Consider the following 19,567-nt stretch of genomic DNA (forward strand, 5'->3'; position numbering starts at 1 on the left):
CAGTTGCGGAGGCCGGGAAGTGGCGCCGGGGGAAAAATCTGCTAACAATGCTCACGGCACGCGTGGCAATGGCTACGCCATAATGCGCGGCGATCTCAGAGGAGTTATTCATGACCGGCACCGCAAACAACGCTGAAGGTGACAAGATTCTCATCGTCGACGACGATCCGGGGCTCAGCAGCCTGCTGGAACGTTTCTTCACCAGCAAGGGCTACCGTGCCCGCGCGGTGCCCAACACCGAACAGATGGACCGCCTGCTGCAGCGCGAGGTATTCAACCTGGTGGTGCTCGACCTGATGCTGCCGGGCGAAGATGGCTTGTCCGCGTGCAAGCGCCTGCGCCAGTCGAACAACCAGATCCCGATAATCATGCTCACCGCCAAGGGTGACGAACTCAGCCGCATCAAGGGGCTTGAGCTGGGCGCTGACGATTACCTCGGCAAGCCGTTCAACCCGGACGAGCTGATGGCGCGGGTCAAGGCCGTGCTGCGCCGTCAGGCACCGACGGTACCGGGCGCCCCGGGCAGCGAGGACGAGTCGGTCACTTTCGGCGATTACGAGCTGTCGCTGGCCACCCGTGAACTCAAGCGTGGCGAAGAAGTGCACATGCTCACCACCGGTGAATTCGCCGTGCTCAAGGCCCTGGTCATGCACGCCCGTGAGCCGTTGACCCGCGACAAGCTGATGAACCTGGCCCGTGGCCGTGAGTGGGATGCCCTGGAGCGCTCGATCGACGTACAGATTTCGCGCCTGCGCCGCATGATCGAACCGGACCCGTCCAAACCACGGTATATCCAGACTGTGTGGGGCGTAGGTTACGTCTTCGTACCGGACGGAAACGCTGGCAAATGAAGCCTGGCCTTCGATGAAAACTCCGGTCTGGTTCCCGCAAAGCTTCTTCGCCCGCACCCTGTGGCTGGTGCTGATCGTTGTCCTGTTCTCCAAGGCGCTGACCCTGGTCTACCTGCTGATGAACGAGGATGTGCTGGTCGATCGGCAGTACAGCCATGGTGTGGCGCTGACGCTGCGCGCCTATTGGGCGGCCGATGAAGAAAACCGCGACAAGATTGCCGAAGCCGCAGGCCTGATCCGGGTGACCGGCTCCGGCGTGCCGGAGGGCGAGCAGCACTGGCCCTACAGCGAAATCTATCAACGGCAGATGCAGGCCGAGCTGGGCGAAGACACCGAAGTGCGCTTGCGCATCCACGCACCGCCTGCGTTGTGGGTCAACGCGCCGAGCCTCGGCCCGGGCTGGCTGAAAGTGCCGCTTTATCCGCACCCGTTGCGTGGCCAGAAGATCTGGAACGTACTTGGCTGGTTCCTGGCCATCGGCCTGCTGTCCACCGCTTCGGCGTGGATCTTCGTGCGCCAGCTCAACCAGCCGCTCAAGCGCCTGGTGTTCGCTGCCCGTCAGTTGGGCCAGGGCCGCAGTGTACGTCTGCCGATCAGTGATACGCCGAGCGAAATGACCGAGGTGTATCGCGCGTTCAACCAGATGGCCGAGGATGTCGAGCAGGCCGGGCGTGAGCGCGAGCTGATGCTGGCGGGTGTGTCCCACGATTTGCGCACGCCACTGACGCGCCTGCGTCTGTCGCTGTCCTTGCTGAACAGCGACAACGAACTGAGCGACGACATGGTCCGCGACATCGAGGACATGGACGCGATTCTTGACCAGTTCCTGGCCTTCATTCGCGATGGCCGCGACGAGCCGCTGGAGGAGGTCGACCTGGCCGACCTGGTGCGCGAAGTGGTGGCGCCCTACAACCAGCCGCAAGAGCGTGTGCGCTTGTGCCTGGAGCCTATTCCGCCATTCCCGCTGCGCAGGGTTTCCCTCAAGCGCATGCTGGGCAACCTGATCGGTAACGCGCTGCATCACGCGGGCAAGGGGGTCGAGGTGGCCGCCTATGTGTCGGGCGACGAGAGCGCGCCTTATGTGGTGCTGAGCGTGCTGGACCGGGGGGCAGGGATCGATGAGTCGGAGCTGGAAACCATCTTTAACCCGTTCATTCGTGGGGACCGTGCGCGGGGTGGCAAGGGCACCGGGTTGGGGCTGGCGATCGTCAAGCGGATCGCCGCCCAGCATGGCGGTAATGTCGAGTTGCGCAACCGTTCTGGGGGCGGGATCGAGGCGCGGGTAAGGTTGCCGTTGGGGCTTTTGCTACCGCGTAACGCGGTTTGAGCCTTCGCTGTCAGTGATGGCCCTATCGCCGGCAAGCCGGCTCCCACAGGTACATCACTGAGCCGCAGAGCAGTGGGAGCCGGCTTGCCGGCGATGGGGCTGCACGGCAGCCCCAAAACCTCAGCCTTTGCCCTTGGTCCGGGTCTGATTCGGCCCGCCATTTTTCTCCAGATGCTCGATGATCATCCCGGCCACGTTCTTGCCGGTTGTCACCTCGATACCTTCCAGGCCCGGTGAGGAGTTCACCTCCATCACCAGCGGCCCGTGGTTGGAGCGCAGAATATCCACCCCTGCCACGCTCAGGCCCATCACCTTGGCCGCACGAATGGCGGTTATCCGCTCTTCAGGCGTGATCTTGATCAGGCTGGCCACACCGCCGCGATGCAGGTTGGAGCGAAACTCGCCTGGCTTGGCCTGGCGCTTCATCGAAGCAATCACCTTGTCGCCCACCACGAAGCAGCGGATATCGGCACCGCCGGCCTCCTTGATGTATTCCTGAACCATGATGTTCTGTTTCAGGCCCATGAACGCTTCGATCACCGACTCGGCCGCTTGGGTTGTCTCGCACAACACCACGCCGATCCCTTGCGTGCCTTCCAGCACCTTGATGACCAGCGGGGCGCCATTGACCATCTGGATCAGGTCGGGGATGTCGTCCGGCGAGTGGGCGAACCCGGTAATGGGCAGGCCGATGCCGCGCCGGGACAACAACTGCAACGAACGCAGCTTGTCACGCGAGCGGGCGATGGCCACCGACTCGTTGAGCGGGTAAACGCCCATCATCTCGAACTGGCGCAGCACCGCGCAGCCGTAGAACGTCACTGACGCGCCGATGCGCGGGATCACTGCATCGAAACCCTCCAGCGGCTTGCCGCGGTAATGGATCTGCGGCTTGTGGCTGGCGATGTTCATGTAGGCCCGCAGGGTATCGATCACCACCATTTCATGGCCACGCTGAGTGCCGGCTTCGACCAGCCGGCGGGTGGAATACAGACGCGGATTGCGCGACAGCACAGCGATCTTCATGCAGCACCTGTGACAGGAGATAGGGTGGCCGGGTAGGCCGGTTTGTCTTGCACGTACTTGAGCCCGGGGTTGACCACCAACTGGCCGTGAATGAGTGCCTTGGAGCCGAGCAGCAGGCGGTAGCGCATGTTCTTGCGGCAGGCCAGGGTGAACTCTACTTCCCAGACGCCATCGCCCAACGCCAACGAGGTGCGGATCACGTAACGGGTCTGGGCATGGCCGTTGGAGCTCTTGATGGTCTTCATGGTGACCAGCGGGGCTTCGCAGCGGCGGTGGCGCAATTGCACGATCGAACCCAGGTGGGCCGTAAAGCGCACCCATGGCTGGCCGTCGCGCTCGAAGGGCTCCACCTCGGTGGCATGCAGGCTGGAGGTGCTGGCACCGGTATCGATCTTGGCGCGCAGGCCCGCCACACCGAGGTCGGGCAAGGCGACCCACTCGCGCAGGCCGATTACAGTCAGATGGTCAAATGTCTTCACGAAGCACACCCTGCGAATGAGGTGGTGAACTGTAAGCACGGCGGGGACTTTTTGCATCCGTCAGTTACGGTAGTACAGTTCGATGAAAGACAGAATTCGAGGCAACGGGATGGCACACAAAGCGGAAGAAGACGACAAGGTACGCCTGGACAAATGGTTGTGGGCGGCGCGGTTCTACAAGACCCGGGCGCTGGCCAAGGCCGCCATCGAAAGTGGCAAGGTGCATTGCCGGGGCGAGCGCTGCAAGCCCGGCAAGGAGCCGCGAGTGGGTGACGAGTTCGTGCTGCGTACCGGTTTCGACGAGCGTACCGTGGTGGTCAAGGCGCTGTCGGTGGTACGCCGGGGCGCGCCTGAAGCGCAGGCCCTGTATGCAGAAACCGAGGAGAGTGTGCGCCGCCGCGAGCAGGCAGCCGAGCTGCGCAAGGCCGGGGCGATGGGCGTGACCACCGACGGCCGGCCGAACAAGAAGCAGCGGCGGCAGATTCACCAGCTGCACGGCAATTTTGATTGAATGGGCTGGGCAGCCGCCCCAGCCGTCTAGCGGACCACCGCCAGGCGCCCGACCAGCGGTAGCCTGGCAGCGAGGGCAAACAAAGGCGCCGTCCACCGCATCAGCAACGCGCTACCTTTGGCCGCCAGTGGCGTATGGCAGCTCCAGCCCAACGCCAGCACCGCCATCAGCAAGCCACCGATGTAGTCATCCTGCCCCCAATGCGCGCCTGCAACCAGGCGCGGCAGCATGAACAGCAACGCCAGGCCCCAGATCACGAGGTGCTGGACCAGGCGCCGGCTGAACAGGCTCATGAACAAGGCCCAGATCAGCAATACCGAGGCGTGGTCGCCCGGGAAGCTGTTGCTGGAACGGTCCTTCAGCTCCCATGCCTTCTCAAGGTTCGGGTAGTAGTCGCTCAGGTGCACAGCGTTGGTGAATAGCATTGATGGGCTGTCATGCTGCCAGCCCATTGCATCCACCCACTTGGAAAACACCGCGCGAATCACCACTAAGAGGATCAGCGTAACCAGAAAGCCGAAGAAGGCTTCACGCACCTGGCTGGCTTTGAATACCCAGTCACCGCGAATCAGCACGGCCAGAAGGACCAGGCCAACGACGATGTCGAAGGGGCGCAGGCTGCCGACGGTCCAGATATAGCGCCAGGTGGTGTTGTCGGCCAGCGGTGCATTGAGGCTGTGGAACAGCCATTCGTCGAAAGTCAGGCACAGGATCTGGCCAAACGGCCACAACCAGAAACACAGTAGAGCGATGGGCAGCAAAGTGCAGGCTGCCAAGGGGCCCCAAGACCACCTTGCTTTTAACAGTGGTCGATTGTCCATAAAATACCTCTATTGCAATCAGGAATCGGAGCGCCTTGTGAGCGCTCTGTCACGGGATCTCGCAAGTGTTCGACATTCCGTGTAACCATTTTGTCATCATTTTTAGATAGCCAAAACCTATGAGCGATTTGCCGGATACCGATTTCACCCAACGTTTCATCTTCGACGACCGCGATATTCGCGGCGAGTGGGTGGCACTCGATGACAGCTACGCCGCGGTGTTGGCTCGTCATGCATACCCACAGCCCGTTGCCACTCTGCTCGGTGAACTGATGGCCGCTACCTCGCTGTTGGTGGGCGCGCTGAAGTTCGACGGCCTGCTGATCCTGCAGGCGCGTTCTGCTGGCCCCATCCCCCTGCTGATGGTGGAGTGCTCGGGCGAGCGCGACATCCGCGGCATGGCGCGTTACGAGGCGGACCAGATAGCAGCCGACGCGACGCTGGCGCAGCTGATGCCCGACGGTCATCTGACCCTGACCATCGACCCGGTCAAAGGCCAGCGCTACCAGGGTACTGTCGAGCTCGACGGCAAAAACCTGTCCGAATGCTTCACCAACTACTTCGTGCAGTCGCAGCAGCTCAACACGCGCTTCTGGCTCAACGCCGAAGGCGGCAAGGCTCGCGGCCTGTTGCTGCAGCAGTTGCCGGTGGATCGCCAGCGTGATGAAGAAGAGCGCGAGGACAGCTGGCAGCACGTGATTGCCCTGGCCAACACCCTCAAGCCGCAGGAGTGGGCCGAGGCCAACGAAACCTTGCTGCACCGCCTCTATCATGAAGACGCCGTACGCCTGTTCGATATCCAGCCGCTGCGCTTCAAATGCAGCTGCTCGCGCGAACGTTCCGGCAATGCGCTGGTCAGTCTTGGCGAGCATGATGCCAAGCAGCTGGTCGAGGAGTGCGGGGGCAAGGTCGAGATCGATTGCCAGTTCTGCAACGAGCGTTATTTCTTCGATGCCAGCGATGTGGCACAACTGTTTGCCGGTGGTGGCACTGACACGGCGTCAGAAACTCGCCACTGAAACGTTTAATTTCAGGGAAATCTCCTGTCGAATTGCGCAAAAGGGCAGTTACGACAGGAGGGGCCTACTTTTTTTGGGCGTTTCTGGCATAATCCGGCCACTTTTTTCGCTGTAGTAGTTTTTTACAGACAACTACAAAACGTTTGGAGCACTCGGCCTCGGGCCGGATGGGGTATCTCATGACGCAAGCCAACAACACCGTGTACACCGACCTGAGCGTCGATGAGCTGGTAAAAGAAGCGCTGCAACGCGGTGAAGGCGTGCTAGCCGATACCGGCGCATTGGTCGTCGAGACCGGGCACCGTACTGGCCGTTCGCCGGCTGACCGTTTCATCGTCGAAGAACCTTCCACCCAGGACGCTATCGCCTGGGGCCCGATCAATCGCAAGTTCCCGGCCGACAAGTTCGATGCCCTGTGGGACCGCGTCGAGGCGTTCAACAACGCCCAGGATCACTTCGTTTCCTACGTTCACGTAGGGGCTGCCGCCGAGCACTACCTGCCGGTGAAGATGACCACCCAGACCGCCTGGCAGAACCTGTTCGGCCGTTGCCTGTTCATCAACCCTGAGCAGTTCAACCCGGCTGGCCGCGATCAGTGGCAGGTGCTCAACGTTGCCAACTTCGAGTGCGTGCCTGAGCGTGACGGCACCAACTCCGATGGTTGCGTCATCATCAACTTCGCCGCCAAGAAAGTGCTGATCGCGGGCATGCGTTATGCCGGCGAAATGAAGAAAGCCATGTTCTCGGTGCAGAACTTCCTGCTGCCGGCTGCCGACGTGCTGCCAATGCACTGTGCTGCCAACATCGGTGAAGAAGGCGACGTCACCCTGTTCTTCGGCCTGTCCGGCACCGGCAAGACCACCCTGTCGGCTGACGAAAGCCGTTACCTGATCGGTGACGACGAGCACGGTTGGGGCGAAGGCGTTGTCTTCAACATGGAAGGTGGCTGCTACGCCAAGTGCATCGACCTGTCCGAGAAGAACGAGCCGGTCATCTGGAAAGCCATCAAGCATGGCGCCGTGCTGGAAAACGTCGTCCTGGACGGCAACAAGCACGCCGACTATGCCGATGTCAGCCTGACCCAGAACAGCCGCGCCGCCTACCCGCTGGAGCACGTCGCCAAGCGCGCCGAAGCCAACCTGGGTGGCGAGCCTAACGCAGTCATCTTCCTGACCTGCGACCTGACCGGTGTTCTGCCTCCGGTTTCGATCCTGAACAACGAGCAGGCGGCCTACCACTTCCTGTCCGGCTACACCGCGCTGGTCGGTTCCACCGAAATGGGTTCGGGCGGCGGCATCAAGTCGACCTTCTCCACCTGCTTCGGCGCACCGTTCTTCCCGCGCCCGGCTGGCGAATACGCCGAGCTGCTGATCAAGCGTATCAACGCCTTCGGCTCCAAGGTCTACCTGGTCAACACTGGCTGGACCGGTGGTGGCTATGGCGTCGGCAAGCGCTTCAGCATCCCGACCACCCGTGGCGTGATTGCTGCCATCCAGAGCGGCGCTCTGGTCGGTACCGAGACCGAGCACCTGGACATCATCAACCTGGACGTGCCGAAGGCCGTTCCGGGCGTCGAGACCGAGCTGCTCAACCCGCGCAACACCTGGGCTGACAAAGCTGCCTACGACGAAGCTGCAAAAGGCCTGGCCAAGCTGTTCACTGAAAACTTCAAGAAGTTCGAAGTGTCCGACGCCATCAAGGCTGCTGGCCCACAGCTGTAAGCTGTCGCCGGTTGCAACGAGAAAGCCGCCCCCAAGGGCGGCTTTTGTGTTTCAGGGCCATTGCTGCCTTGCATGCAGGATGCGGATGATTTCCACGGCTTCCCTTGTAATCCGATAGACCATCACGTAGTTGGGGTGGATGATGATTTCCCGGGTCCCCGGATAGCGCCCGGGTTTGTACATGGAAGGAGTCTGCGCAGCGAGCCTGGCTTTTTCGGCAAATTTTTCGTCTAGTGAAATGGCGGCAGCGGGATTGTCCTGGGCTATATGGTCCATAATGCGAAAGCGATCATTGCGGGCCATCTCACGCCAAGCCAGGCGCATCAGCGGACTCTGGCTTTGAGTTCGCTGCGGCGAGCCGCGAACAGCAGCTCTGCTTCTTCATCCTCCATCGCGGGCGACGAATCGTTCAGGCTTGCTTCGACTTGTTCTGCGAACCACGCCTCATAAGCGGCTGCTTCATGAGCCCGCTTCAACGCTTGAGCGCGATCAGGACGTTGGTAAGTGCTCATCAGGCCAGGATCAAAGGCTGAGGTGTCCACCTCGAAATGGTCGATGCCCATCTCACGCAGGTAGATGACCAAGGTTTCAAACTTTTTGAAAAGCCTTACGTTGCCGCTACGTTGGGCAATCAGCAGGTGCTCTTGCTGATTGATATCGACCTGGATGGCCCAGCCACCCGGTTGGCCGACGATGTGCGTAGCGTTGATTCGGCCCGATTCCACCAGTCGGCTCAAGTTGGCATGATCTAATTGATGAGTTGGCATCGGTGTCTTTCTCAGTTTCATCAGATACACCATGGTATGCAATCTATAGTTGATTGCGACTATAGTCCTTCCTGTCTTGGTGTGGGAAGCTTCCTCACGGTGTAACCAATTGTGGATATCTCATGACCGAATCCCCCCAGCGCAGCGCGTTCTCCCACTTCCACCCCATCCTCACCCGCCCCCAGGACAACGACCATAACGGCCACATTGCCGGTGCCACGGTGCATGGTTTCTTCGAAACCGCCATCCAGGCCTTTCTGGTCGAGCAAGCTGAATTCGACCTGCGTGAAGGTGAGCTGGCGGCGTTCGTGGTCAGTTCGGCGGCAGACTTTTTTGCGCTGCCGGGCTTTCCGGACGTGCTAGAGGTGGGTTTGGGCGTCACTCGCCTTGCAGGCAGCACGGTGGAGTACCGGCTGGCGCTGTATCGCCCGGGAGAGGCCGATGCTTGTGCGGCAGGGACCGTGGTGCAGGTGTTCATCGAGCGCGCCAGCGGCCGGCCGGTACCGCTGCCGGAGGCGCTGCAAGTCATTTTGTCGGGCCTGCAGCTCGGTTCGCAGGCATGAAAAAGCCCCGCGGGTGAGGGCGGGGCTCTTGCTGCCTGAGGATGGTCTCAGGTATCAGTCGCGCCAGTGGCGCTTGTGCTTGCGGTGGCCGTAGTGGCGGCCACGGTCGTAATGACGGCGGTCGTCGTAGCCGCGACGGTAGCGGCGATCGTCGTGACGGTCGTCATCATCGGCCTTGTTGCCCAGGTAGTTACCGAGCGCGCCACCGGCGCCGCCGCCTGCGGCTGCACCAATGTAGCTGCCGGTGGTACCACCCACCGAGCGACCGACCACGTTACCGCCTGCAGCGCCCAGTGCGCCGCCGATAGCGGCCTCACCACGCTGGCGCTTGTCGGCACCCAGGGCACCGCCGGCCGCACCGCCCAGGCCGGCACCAATGGCGCCGCCAGTGCTACCACCGATGGAGTTGCCCACTACGGAGCCGAGTACCCCACCCAATGCGCCGCCAATGCCGGCCTCGGTATTGCCACCGGCCATGGCAACGCCGCTGAGCAAGCTGAAAGACAACAACAGAATCGAGGAGTACTTCTTCATCAAGAGAGCCTCATAAGAATGACGAGGGCGAATTTGCAGTTCCTTGAGGCCGCTGGCAACGAAAATCCGACGAGTAGCACGAGTTGTACACAATTCTCTAAGTTACTGTTTTATCGATGAAACTTTATCGATTTTCGTGTGTCTGAGGTAATTGTGACAAAGCCCTGAACCCCTGTGGAACAGGGCTTTTTTCGTTTTTACCCGTACGGTTCGATTACACGATTCGCCCGTCGTCGCGCGCCCGCTCCAACTTGATGGCGACGAACTTGGAGGTCGGTGTATGGCTGCCCTCACCGATGCTTTCCAACGGGATCAGCGGATTCACTTCCGGGTAGTACGCCGCCGCCTGCCCAGCCGGGATATCGAAAGCCAGCAGGGTGAAGCCCTGTACACGGCGCACATGCGAATCGCCCCACAACGAGACGATGTCGACCTTCTGCCCCGGCTGGAAGCCCAGGCGGATGATGTCGGCCTCGTTGACGAACAGCACGTCACGCTGGCCGCGCACGCCACGGTAGCGGTCGTCCAGGCCATAGATGGTGGTGTTGTACTGATCGTGCGAGCGCATGGACTGCATGATCAGGTCCGGTACCTGGCCGCTGGCGCGAACCCGCTCGTCGAGCAGGGTGTCCGGCAGCAGGTTGGCCTTGAAATTGGCGCGGCCGTTGGTGGTCTTCCACTGGCGGCTGGCTGCACTGTTGCCCAGGTAGAAGCCGCCTGGGTGGCTCAGGCGCTGGTTGAAGTCGGCAAAGCCTGCAATGGTGTCGCCGATCAAGTCCCGGATACGGTTGTAGTCGGCCACAAGCCAGTGCCAGTCGACCGGGTTTTTGCCAAGTGTGGCAGCGGCGATGCCGGCAACCACTGCCGGCTCTGAGCGCATCTGGGTCGATAGCGGCTTGAGCTGGCCGTTGGAGGCATGGACCATGCTGAAAGAGTCTTCAACGGTGACCGCCTGCGGCCCGTCGGCCTGCAGGTCGATATCGGTGCGGCCCAGGCACGGCAGAATCAGCGCCTGTTTGCCGTGGATCAGGTGGCTGCGGTTGAGCTTGGTGCTGATGTGCACGGTCAGCGCGCAGTTGCGCAGGGCCTGGGCGGTACGCTCGGTATCCGGGGTGGCCTGGGCGAAGTTGCCACCCAGCCCGATGAACACCTTGGCGCGGCCGTCGAGCATGGCGTGGATCGCTTCGACGGTGTTGTGGCCATTGTGCCGCGGTACCGGGAAATTGAAGCGTTTTTCGATGGCATCGAGCAGCGCCACCGGCGGGCGTTCGTTGATACCCATGGTGCGGTCGCCCTGCACGTTGCTGTGGCCGCGTACCGGGCACAGCCCTGCGCCAGGCACTCCGATGTTGCCGCGCAGCATCTGCAGGTTGACGATTTCCTGGATGGTGGGCACCGAGTGGCGGTGTTGGGTGATGCCCATCGCCCAGCACATGATCACCCGTTTGCCGCGGCAGTACATGCGTGCAGCCAGCTCGATGTCCGCAAGCTCAAGGCCCGACTGCTCCTGAATGTGCGCCCACGAGGTGGCGTCCACTGCAGCCAGGTACTGATCGACACCGTGACCATGCTCGGCGATGAATACGTGATCGAATACCGCCGGCTCGCCTTTGGTCTGCGCCTCACGCTCCCACTGCAGCAGGAACTTGGCCATGCCGCGCAGCAGCGCCATGTCGCCGCCCAAGGCCGGGCGGAAGAACGCAGTGTTGGTCGGCCGGTCGCTGTTGGTCAGCATTTCCAGCGGGTTCTGCGGGTGCTGGAAGCGCTCCAGGCCACGCTCCTTGAGCGGGTTGATGCACACCACCTGGGCGCCACGCTTCACGGCATCGCGCAGCGGGTCGAGCATGCGCGGGTGGTTGGTGCCGGGGTTCTGGCCCCAGACGAAGATCGCATCGGCGTGCTCGAAATCATCGAAGGTGACAGTGCCCTTGCCCACACCGATGCTTTGCCCCAAGGCCACGCCGCTGGCCTCGTGGCACATGTTCGAACAGTCGGGGAAGTTGTTGGTGCCGTATGCACGCACGAACAGCTGGTACAGGAACGCCGCTTCGTTGCTGGCCCGCCCGGAGGTATAGAACTCGGCCTGATCGGGGCTTGCCAGGTTGTTCAGCTCTCGGGCGATCAGGGCAAAGGCTGCATCCCAGGCGATCGGCTGATAGCGGTCGCTGGCCGGGTCGTAGACCATCGGTTCGGTCAGGCGGCCTTGGTATTCCAGCCAGTAGTCGCTCTGCTCAAGCAGCGCGCTGACGCTGTAGCGGGCGAAGAAGGCCGCATCGACTCGGCGCTTGGTGGCTTCCCAGTTGACCGCCTTGGCGCCGTTCTCGCAAAACTTGACCATGCCGCTTTCGGGCGAGTCGCCCCAGGCGCAACCGGGGCAGTCGAAGCCGCCATTCTGGTTGGTCTTGAGCAGGGCGCGAAGGTTCTTCAGCGCATTGTCGCTGCCGACCCAGGCCTTGGCCACGCTGCGCAAGGCGCCCCAGCCACCGGCGGGGCCGTGGTAGGGCTTGTAGCGTGGTGGGGAGGCTGGGGCGTTGTCTGGAAGAGGCTGGTACGAGGTCACGGCTATTACGACTCCGCCGCTGGGCTATAGACCCGCGGTGCACTGTGTTTGGGCAGATGAATGAGGTTGAGGTTGTGCTTGCGCGCCCATTGCAGGGCAAGCCCGGTAGGGGCCGAGAGGCTGACCAAGGTCTGGATGCCGGCACGCAGGACTTTCTGGATCAGCTCCAGGCTGCAGCGGCTGGTGACGATCGCCAGGCCGCCTTCGGTGGCGATGCCCTGGCGCAGCAGGGCGCCGATCAGCTTGTCCAGGGCGTTGTGGCGGCCGATGTCTTCGCGGCCGAGCAGCAGCTCGCCCTGGGCGTTCATGAACAATGCCGCATGCACGGCACCACAGTGCTGGCCCAGAGGCTGGAAGGCATCGATACGCTCACGCAGGCCCACCAGCCACTGCGCCGGTGGCAATGGCGCGCCAGGCAGCTCGGCCAGCTCCGGCAGCGCCTGCTCCAGGGCTTCGACGCCACACAGGCCGCAACCGCTGGTGCCGGCCAGTTGGCGACGCTGGTTTTTCAGGTTCCAGAATGCGCGGCTGGAAATCTCCAGGTCGGCGTACAACGCCGAGCCGCTGCCGGAGAGCTTCAGGTCGTAGATGTCCGCGGTGCCATCGACAATGCCGCTGCCAACGCTGAAGCCGACCGCAAAGTCTTCAAGGTCGGTGGGGCTGACCAGCATCACGGCCTGGTTGAGGCCGTTGTAGACGATAGCCAGGGCGACTTCTTCGGCCAGCGGCGTGCTGGCACGCGCAGCGTCGTCGAGCTGGACGTAATCGTAGGTGTTGCTGGCGGCAGGCAGTGCCAGAGGCGCCGAGGCCGCGCAGACCGGAGGCTTGCTGTTCATCGGGGCTGGTTGTTCATCGGCGCTGACTACCGGCGGCTTTTTGATAGCACCAGCCTAGGCCTGTGGGCCGGTCACGTCTAATCGCTAGGGTCTATGCCTTGATAGACCGCGTCGATTGGTCGCAGTGGGGCGGGGGAGGAAATGATGGCCTAGACTCGTGTTTCCGAGGTTATCGTCAACATGGAGAACGCAATGAGCCTTTTCAGTTTCGTGAAGGAAGCCGGCGAGAAGTTGATCGACCTGCTGACCCCAGGCAATGCCAATGCCGAGGAGCAGCTGAAGAAACACGTGGAGAGTGTCGGCCTGGGCAACCCGAACATCACCGCTACGGTCGAGGGTGACAAAATCATCCTCAAGGGCGAGGTGGCCAGCCAGGAGGAGAAGGAGAAAATCATCCTCGCGGCCGGCAACATAAGTGGTGTAGCCAGCGTTGATGATCAGATCACTGTAACTGGGCCGGTCGTTCAGGCTGCGCGGTTCGTTACCGTGAAAAAGGGTGACACGCTGTCAGCCATTGCCGTGGTCGTATATGGCAACGCCGGCCAGTACAACAAGATCTTCGAAGCCAACAAGCCGATGCTCAAGCACCCGGACAAGATCTATCCAGGACAGGTGCTGCGGATTCCGGACTGACAGATCTCTATCGTTTGCTCCGGCCAATCGCCGGCAAGCCGGCTCCCACAGGTACTCCGCTGCTCTCAAGTTCAGCGCAAACCCAGTGGGAGCCGGCTTGCCGGCGATCTGGCCCTAAAGACCTACCAGCAACTGCCGGTAATCCTCGACTGCCGCAAACTCCTGGGTATCGCGCGGCGCCGCCTGGCTATCGGGCTGGCGCACGGCCAGTAAATGCCCCACGCCAAACCGCCGGGCACTGCGCAGAATGGCCAAGGTGTCGTCGATGAACAGGCTGCGCCCAGGCTCGAACCCGATATCAGCCTGCAACGCATCCCAGAACTGCGGGCTCTCTTTCGGGTAGCCGTAATCATGCGAACTGATCAGCCGCTCGAAATACGGCGCCAGCTCCACCCGCTCCAGCTTCAACGACAGCGAATCACGGTGCGCATTGGTGATCATGACCACGCGCTTGCCGGCCTGGCGGATCGCTGCCAGGAAGGTATCGGCGTCTGGGCGTAGGGCGATCAGGTCGGCGATCTCGCGCTTGAGTTCGCGGATCGGCAAGTTCAGCTCGCGGCTCCAGAAGTCCAGGCAGTACCAGTTGAGCGTGCCGGCATTGCGTTCGAACAGCGGCTGCAGCTCCATTTCGGCCATCGCCCGGCTTACGCCGTGCACCTGGGCGTAACGCTGGGGCAGGTGCTCCAGCCAGAAGCGGTTGTCGTAGTGCAAATCGAGCAGCGTGCCGTCCATGTCCAGCAGGACAGTATCGATGGCAGACCAGGGAAGAACAGGCATGGGAAACTCTCGTTCAGTCGGCAAGCCACGGTATAGTAACCCGTTCACGCCAAGGAGCCGCCCCATGCGCCAGAAACCCACCGTTCTCAGCCGCGAGATCGTCGCCAGCAGCCGCTTGTTCCGCGTGGAGGCCGTGCAGTTGCGTTTCAGCAACGGCAACGAGCGCACCTACGAGCGCCTGGTCGGGCGCGGCAATGGATACGGCGCCGTCATGATCGTGGCCATGCTCGATGCCGAACACGCGGTGCTGGTGGAGGAGTATTGCGGTGGCACAGATGAATACGAACTGTCCCTGCCCAAAGGCCTGATCGAACCGGGCGAGGATGTGCTGGCAGCGGCTGACCGGGAGCTCAAGGAAGAAGCCGGCTTTGGCGCGCGTCAGCTGGAACACCTGACCGAGCTGTCGCTGTCCCCCGGCTACATGAGCCAGAAGATCCAGGTGGTGCTGGCCACCGACCTGTACGAAGAGCGGCTGGAGGGTGACGAGCCGGAGCCGATGCGGGTCGACAAGGTCAACCTTCGCGAACTCTCGGCGCTGGCCATGCACCCCCAGTTCAGCGAGGGGCGGGCGCTGGCGGCGTTGTACCTGGCGCGTGACCTGCTGATTCAACGGGGGCTGCTCGACGTATGAACGACCAGCAACTGATGCATGAAGTGGTGAAACTGGCCGCCCTGGCAGGGCAGGCGATCCTGCCGTTCTGGCGCGCCGACGTGGCGGTGACCAACAAGGCGGATGATTCGCCGGTGACCGCCGCCGACTTGGCCGCACACCGGGTTATCGCCGACGGCCTGCAGGCGCTGGCGCCGCAGATCCCTGTGCTGTCTGAGGAAGACTGCAATATTCCGTTGGCCGAGCGCCAGGGCTGGCAGCGCTGGTGGCTGGTCGACCCTTTGGACGGTACCAAGGAGTTCATCGCGGGCAGCGAAGAGTTCACCGTCAATATCGCGCTGATCGAAAACGGCGAAGTGGTGTTTGGCGTGGTTTCGATGCCCACCAGCGGCCGCTGTTATTTCGGTGGCCAAGGCCTGGGTGCCTGGCGGGCAGAGGCAGGCGGCGAGCCCCAGCCGGTCCAGGTCCGTAACGCGCCACCTGCCGATGGTCGTTTCACCGTGGTGGCCAGCCGTCGCCATTCCAGCCCACAGCAGGAAGCGTTGCTGTCTGGCCTTGGCGCTGCTGTCGGTGAGCTGGAGCTGGCCAATATCGGCAGCTCGCTCAAGTTCTGCCTGCTGGCCGAAGGCAGCGCCGACTGCTACCCGCGCCTGGCGCCGACCTCGCAGTGGGACACCGCTGCGGCGCAAGGTGTGCTGGAAGGGGCAGGCGGCGAAGTGATCGGCGTGGATGGCCAGCCGTTCCGCTACCCGCCACGCGAATCCCTGCTCAACCCCTTCTTCCTGGCCCTTCCCGCGGCTGCCAGCTGGCGTCAGGCGCTGATCCAGCTCGCCTCAGCGATGTAACACATACTGCCCGCTGAACCTCACGGCGGGCTCGTCGCTGCCAGCATTGCAAACCGTGGTGTCCAGCGTCAGCCGCGCACGGCCACGGCGCTGATACATCGCAACGAAGCGCTCCCAGGTTTTTTCGTCCGGTGTGGCGCAGCGCGCCACTGCCGTGCCGGTGACCGGCAGCGGGTAGCTGATCTGCCCTTCCTGAATGACGATATGCCCGTCGTCGATGCCCAGCTCGCGCAGGCGCAGGTGCAACCAGCCCCAGCCCACCAGCACGGCGGCGCAGTACAGGCTGCCGCCGAACATGGTGCTTTTGTGGTTGACGTTGGCGGCCAGCGGCAGCTGCAGGCGTAGGCTCTGCCCTTGCCAATCGATGACCTGCAGGCCCATTTCACGGGTCAGGGGAATGTCGCTGTGCAGGACATCCTGCAAGTACTGGCTGTCGCTGTTCATGGGCGGTTGTCCTCGTGGTCGTCAGGCCCGCTGTGGCCACCGTCAAAACTGAGGCCGTGCTTGCGCAGCTTGTCATGCAAAGTTTTGCGCGGGATACCGAGTGCCTCGGCCAGGCTGCGCATGGAGCTGTGCGGCTGGCCCAGTTCGGCGGCAATCAACGAACGCTCGAACTGCTCGACCTGTTCGCTGAGGTTGCCCAGCTGAAGCGGGGCTGTGGGCGCTGCGGCAGCGGGCGCCTGGTTATCGAGCGCCAGCTCCAGGCCAAGGGCGAAACGCTCGGCGGCGTTTTGCAGTTCGCGCACATTGCCTGGCCAGGCATGGCGCAGCAGCATGGCCCGGTGCGCCGGCTGCAGGGTTTGCGGTGGCAAGCCGTGGCGTTGGCTGGCGGTATCGGCGAAATGCTGGAACAGCACCAGGATGTCATCCCCTCGCTCGCGCAGCGGCGGGATGCGCAGCGGTGCCACGTTCAAGCGGTAGTAAAGGTCGGCACGGAAGCGGCCCTGGTCGGCAGACTGGCGCAGGTCCTCCTTGGTTGCGGCAATGATGCGGATGTCCAGCGGGATGAGCTGGTTGCCGCCCAGGCGCTCGACCACCCGTTCCTGCAGCAGGCGCAGCAACTTCACCTGCACGTCCAGGCTCATGCTTTCGATTTCGTCGAGGAACAGCGTGCCGCCATTGGCGAACTCGAACTTGCCGATGCGGCGCTTCTGCGCGCCGGTGAAAGCGCCGGGCTCATGGCCGAACAGCTCGCTTTCGACCACCGACTCGGCCAGGGCGCCGGCATTGATGGCCACGAATGGCCCATCGCGGCGGCTGGACAGGTCGTGCAGGGCGCGGGCCACCACCTCCTTGCCAGCGCCGGTTTCGCCGAGGATGAGCACGTCGGCGCGGGTGCCGGCCAAGGCGCCGATCTGTTCGCGCAGGCGCTGCATGGCAGGTGAATGGCCGACCAGGCGGGTGGCCAGTTGCTGGCGGTCGCTCAAGGCCAGGCGCAGGCTGCGGTTGTCGAGCACCAGCCGGCGCAGGGCCAGGGCGCGGCGCACGCTGTCGAGCAGGGCTTCACTGGCAAAGGGCTTTTCAAGGAAGTCGTAGGCGCCAGCACGCATGGCTTGCACCGCCAAGGGCACATCGCCGTGGCCGGTGATCAGCAGCACTGGCAGTTCCTTGTCACGCCCGTGCAATTGTTCGAGCAGTTGCAGGCCATCGATGCCGGGCATGCGGATATCGCTGACCACCACGCCGGGCCAGTCGGGCTCCAGGCGCTCGGCCAGGCCTTGGGCGTCGGCCAGGGCAACCACCTTCAGCCCCGCCAGGTCGAGGGTTTGGCTCAAGGCCTGGCGCAGGTGTGGGTCGTCGTCGACCAGCAGCACCTGGGCCTGGCTGTCGATCTGTATCTCGGGGGTCATGCCGAGGGGTCCTCCGATGGTTGCAGGTTGGCGCCGGGCGCTGCCACGCGCATTTGCAGGGTGAGCAGGGCGCCGCCTTCCGGGTGGTTGGCCAGCAGCAGTTCACCGCCCAGGGCACGCATCAGGCTTTCGCAGATGGCCAGGCCCAAGCCCAGGCCCTGGGTGCGGGTCTTGGTGGTGAAGAACGGCTCCTTGGCGTGCTCGAGGGCCTGCCGGCTGAAGCCCGGGCCATTGTCGCGGATGAACAGGTAGACGTAGTCATCGCGCTTTTCGGCACTCAGCCACAGGCGGCGCGGGTTGGCTTTTTCAGTCAGGGCATCGAGGGCGTTGGCCAGCAGGTTGCCGAGCACCTGGCGCAGGCGTGTCTCCCCGGCCTGTACCCACAGGGTGGCATCGGGCAGGTCACGGATCAGCTCAACGGCCATCGCTCGGCGGCGTTTGGCCAGCAGCGCCAGGGCGTCGTCCAGCGCCGGCTGCAGGGCCACGCTTTCCGGTGCGTGGCGGTCCCGCCGGGCGAAGGCCCGCAGGTGAGCGATGATCGAGGCCATGCGCCCGGTCAGTTCGCCGATCAGCTTGAGGTTGCCGCGGGCATCTTCAGTGCGCTGGTGATCGAGCAGGATCTCGGCGTTTTCCGCGTAACTGCGGATGGCTGCCAAGGGCTGGTTGAGTTCGTGGCTGATGCTCGCCGACATGGTGCCGAGCACCGACAGCTTGCCCGCCTGCACCAGCTCGTCCTGGGCGCGCACCAGCTCCTGCTGGGCATTCTCGCGCTCCAGTACCGCGCTTTTCAGGCGGTTGTTGAGGCCTTCGAGGTCGGCGGTGCGCTGGGCCACACGATTTTCCAGCTCCTGGCGGCCCCGGGCTTCGAAGTCGATACGGTCGATATAGTGCCGGCGGCGTTGCATCACCAGGCCGGCCAGCAGCATCAGCACCAGCAGTGCGCCGCCACCGATGGCCATGACGGTTTGCACCGAACGGTCGACCAGCATGCGTGGTGCGAGGATGCTGACCTGCCAGCCGGTCTCCTTGATGTCACGCGTCTGGGCCAGCCAAGCGTTCTGGTTGAGTACCAGCGGCTGTGGCGCCTGGGTCGGGTAGGGCTGGATGGCGATGATCGCCTGGCGCTCGGCCTCGGTCAGCTCGCGCGTGGCGCGAAAGCGCCAGTCGGGCCGCGAGGTGAGGATCACCACACCGTTGTGGTCGGTCAGCAGCAATTGCTCGGGCGTATTGCCCCAGAGGGTCTCGGTGTGGTCCAGGTCGACCTTGACCACCAATACCCCGACGATGCGTTCACGGTCATGCACGGCAGCGGCAAAAAAGTAGCCGCGCTTGGCCGACGTGGTGCCTTGGCCGAAGAAGCGCCCAAGTTGCCCGGCCATGGCCTCGTTGAAGTACGGGCGGAAGGCGAAATTGCGGCCCACGAAGCTGTCGCGCTTGTCCCAGTTGGAGGCGGCCAGGGTATTGCCGCTGACGTCCATCAGGTACATCACCTCGGCACCGGTCTGGTGGGCGATGTCTTTGAGCAGGCGGTTGGCGTTGGTCACCGCTTCGAGCTTGAACGGGTCGGCCAGTACGCCGCGCAGCGCCGGCAATTCGCCAAGAATCTGCGGCAGGGTTTCGTAGCGGTGCAGGGTGCCGAGCAGGTTGGCGACATACAGGTCCAGGGTCTGGCGATTCTGCGACGCCAGTTCGTCCTGATAATAGCGTTCGGCAAGGTGATGCAGCGGCCACAGCAAAGGGGCCAGGCACAGGGCCAACAGGGCCAGGCTGCGCCAGCGTGGACGGCGTGGGTGCGTGGGTTTTGCAATCATCGCGTAAATGCGCCAGAAGGGTCTGG

21 protein-coding genes are annotated in these 19,567 nt (G+C 63.1%); 9 read left to right on the forward strand and 12 right to left on the reverse strand.

Features of this window, described 5'->3' with window-relative positions; all coding sequences use genetic code 11:
• Positions 1-110 precede the first annotated feature (110 nt).
• Together ompR and NGJ21_RS21230 are read left to right on the forward strand one after the other, a co-directional pair.
• Positions 111-851: an osmolarity response regulator transcription factor OmpR gene (gene ompR, locus NGJ21_RS21225; RefSeq protein WP_046788224.1), complete on the forward strand. Its 741-nt coding sequence runs from the start codon at positions 111-113 to the stop codon at positions 849-851.
• Positions 852-864: 13 nt separating this feature from the next.
• Positions 865-2,178, forward strand: coding sequence for an ATP-binding protein (locus tag NGJ21_RS21230; RefSeq protein ID WP_046788225.1), 1,314 nt, complete (start codon positions 865-867; stop codon positions 2,176-2,178).
• A gap of 120 nt (positions 2,179-2,298) precedes the next feature.
• Here the strand turns inward: NGJ21_RS21230 and rimK are convergent, their stop codons facing one another.
• Both rimK and rimB read right to left on the reverse strand, forming a co-directional pair.
• The gene (gene rimK, locus NGJ21_RS21235) at positions 2,299-3,204 is read right to left on the reverse strand and encodes a 30S ribosomal protein S6--L-glutamate ligase (protein ID WP_012316721.1); all 906 of its coding nucleotides are present in this window, start codon (positions 3,202-3,204) and stop codon (positions 2,299-2,301) included.
• Positions 3,201-3,683: a retropepsin-like aspartic endopeptidase RimB gene (gene rimB / locus NGJ21_RS21240; RefSeq protein ID WP_039603122.1), complete on the reverse strand. Its 483-nt coding sequence runs from the start codon at positions 3,681-3,683 to the stop codon at positions 3,201-3,203. The genes rimK and rimB overlap by 4 nt, the downstream gene beginning before the upstream one ends.
• A gap of 109 nt (positions 3,684-3,792) precedes the next feature.
• Here rimB and NGJ21_RS21245 point away from each other — a divergent pair, with 109 nt between their 5' ends.
• Positions 3,793-4,194 carry an RNA-binding S4 domain-containing protein gene (locus tag NGJ21_RS21245; protein WP_012316719.1) on the forward strand — a complete coding sequence of 134 codons (402 nt, stop codon included), beginning with the start codon at positions 3,793-3,795 and terminating at the stop codon, positions 4,192-4,194.
• 26 nt (positions 4,195-4,220) lie between these two features.
• On the opposite strand, the gene NGJ21_RS21250 is transcribed toward NGJ21_RS21245, so the two are convergent.
• The gene (locus NGJ21_RS21250; protein ID WP_251962614.1) at positions 4,221-5,015 is read right to left on the reverse strand and encodes a phosphatase PAP2 family protein; all 795 of its coding nucleotides are present in this window, start codon (positions 5,013-5,015) and stop codon (positions 4,221-4,223) included.
• 119 nt (positions 5,016-5,134) lie between these two features.
• Between NGJ21_RS21250 and hslO the strand changes: the two genes are divergently transcribed.
• On the forward strand, positions 5,135-6,034 hold the full coding sequence (gene hslO, locus NGJ21_RS21255) for an Hsp33 family molecular chaperone HslO (protein ID WP_046788227.1): 900 nt from the start codon (positions 5,135-5,137) through the stop codon (positions 6,032-6,034).
• A gap of 179 nt (positions 6,035-6,213) precedes the next feature.
• The gene (locus NGJ21_RS21260) at positions 6,214-7,755 is read left to right on the forward strand and encodes a phosphoenolpyruvate carboxykinase (RefSeq protein ID WP_012316716.1); all 1,542 of its coding nucleotides are present in this window, start codon (positions 6,214-6,216) and stop codon (positions 7,753-7,755) included.
• A gap of 51 nt (positions 7,756-7,806) precedes the next feature.
• On the opposite strand, the gene NGJ21_RS21265 is transcribed toward NGJ21_RS21260, so the two are convergent.
• Both NGJ21_RS21265 and NGJ21_RS21270 read right to left on the reverse strand, forming a co-directional pair.
• Complete coding sequence (locus tag NGJ21_RS21265; RefSeq protein ID WP_012316715.1) at positions 7,807-8,079, reverse strand: type II toxin-antitoxin system RelE/ParE family toxin; 273 nt, start codon at positions 8,077-8,079, stop codon at positions 7,807-7,809.
• Entirely contained in the window at positions 8,079-8,543 is a 465-nt protein-coding gene (locus tag NGJ21_RS21270) for a ParC-related protein (RefSeq protein WP_223255173.1), read from the reverse strand. Before NGJ21_RS21270 ends, NGJ21_RS21265 begins: the two co-directional genes overlap by 1 nt.
• Positions 8,544-8,644: 101 nt before the next feature.
• Here NGJ21_RS21270 and NGJ21_RS21275 point away from each other — a divergent pair, with 101 nt between their 5' ends.
• On the forward strand, positions 8,645-9,085 hold the full coding sequence (locus NGJ21_RS21275; RefSeq protein ID WP_039604534.1) for an acyl-CoA thioesterase: 441 nt from the start codon (positions 8,645-8,647) through the stop codon (positions 9,083-9,085).
• 54 nt (positions 9,086-9,139) lie between these two features.
• Here the strand turns inward: NGJ21_RS21275 and NGJ21_RS21280 are convergent, their stop codons facing one another.
• From NGJ21_RS21280 to fdhD, 3 genes are all read right to left on the reverse strand, one after another.
• Positions 9,140-9,619, reverse strand: a complete 480-nt coding sequence (locus NGJ21_RS21280) for a glycine zipper domain-containing protein (protein ID WP_012316712.1) — start codon at positions 9,617-9,619, stop codon at positions 9,140-9,142.
• Between the two features lie 214 nt (positions 9,620-9,833).
• Entirely contained in the window at positions 9,834-12,179 is a 2,346-nt protein-coding gene (locus tag NGJ21_RS21285; protein WP_251962615.1) for an FdhF/YdeP family oxidoreductase, read from the reverse strand.
• 5 nt (positions 12,180-12,184) lie between these two features.
• The gene (gene fdhD, locus NGJ21_RS21290) at positions 12,185-13,015 is read right to left on the reverse strand and encodes a formate dehydrogenase accessory sulfurtransferase FdhD (RefSeq protein ID WP_174141976.1); all 831 of its coding nucleotides are present in this window, start codon (positions 13,013-13,015) and stop codon (positions 12,185-12,187) included.
• 192 nt (positions 13,016-13,207) lie between these two features.
• Between fdhD and lysM the strand changes: the two genes are divergently transcribed.
• Positions 13,208-13,648, forward strand: a complete 441-nt coding sequence (lysM, locus tag NGJ21_RS21295; RefSeq protein WP_042111826.1) for a peptidoglycan-binding protein LysM — start codon at positions 13,208-13,210, stop codon at positions 13,646-13,648.
• Positions 13,649-13,762: 114 nt separating this feature from the next.
• Here the strand turns inward: lysM and yrfG are convergent, their stop codons facing one another.
• Positions 13,763-14,425 (reverse strand): GMP/IMP nucleotidase, encoded by a 663-nt coding sequence (gene yrfG / locus NGJ21_RS21300; RefSeq protein WP_174141975.1) that lies wholly within the window; start codon positions 14,423-14,425, stop codon positions 13,763-13,765.
• A 64-nt stretch (positions 14,426-14,489) separates the two neighbouring features.
• On the opposite strand from yrfG, the gene nudE reads away from it, so the two are divergent.
• Positions 14,490-15,056 carry an ADP compounds hydrolase NudE gene (gene nudE, locus NGJ21_RS21305; RefSeq protein ID WP_046788238.1) on the forward strand — a complete coding sequence of 189 codons (567 nt, stop codon included), beginning with the start codon at positions 14,490-14,492 and terminating at the stop codon, positions 15,054-15,056.
• A complete protein-coding gene (gene cysQ / locus NGJ21_RS21310) occupies positions 15,053-15,880 on the forward strand; it encodes a 3'(2'),5'-bisphosphate nucleotidase CysQ (protein ID WP_119687932.1) in 828 nt (275 codons plus the stop codon). The genes nudE and cysQ overlap by 4 nt, the downstream gene beginning before the upstream one ends.
• On the opposite strand, the gene NGJ21_RS21315 is transcribed toward cysQ, so the two are convergent.
• Genes NGJ21_RS21315 through NGJ21_RS21325 form a run of 3 tightly spaced genes read right to left on the reverse strand, consistent with a single transcriptional unit; the run spans position 15,869 to position 19,541 of the window.
• Positions 15,869-16,324, reverse strand: a complete 456-nt coding sequence (locus tag NGJ21_RS21315) for a thioesterase domain-containing protein (protein ID WP_251962616.1) — start codon at positions 16,322-16,324, stop codon at positions 15,869-15,871. The genes cysQ and NGJ21_RS21315 overlap by 12 nt on opposite strands.
• Positions 16,321-17,730, reverse strand: coding sequence for a sigma-54-dependent transcriptional regulator (locus NGJ21_RS21320; protein WP_046788240.1), 1,410 nt, complete (start codon positions 17,728-17,730; stop codon positions 16,321-16,323). Before NGJ21_RS21320 ends, NGJ21_RS21315 begins: the two co-directional genes overlap by 4 nt.
• Positions 17,727-19,541, reverse strand: coding sequence for a sensor histidine kinase (locus NGJ21_RS21325; RefSeq protein ID WP_115273118.1), 1,815 nt, complete (start codon positions 19,539-19,541; stop codon positions 17,727-17,729). The genes NGJ21_RS21320 and NGJ21_RS21325 overlap by 4 nt, the downstream gene beginning before the upstream one ends.
• Positions 19,542-19,567: the final 26 nt, after the last annotated feature.

It is taken from the genome of Pseudomonas sp. Marseille-Q5299 (genome assembly GCF_943737035.1).
Taxonomy (GTDB): Bacteria; Pseudomonadota; Gammaproteobacteria; order Pseudomonadales; family Pseudomonadaceae; genus Aquipseudomonas; species Aquipseudomonas putida_E.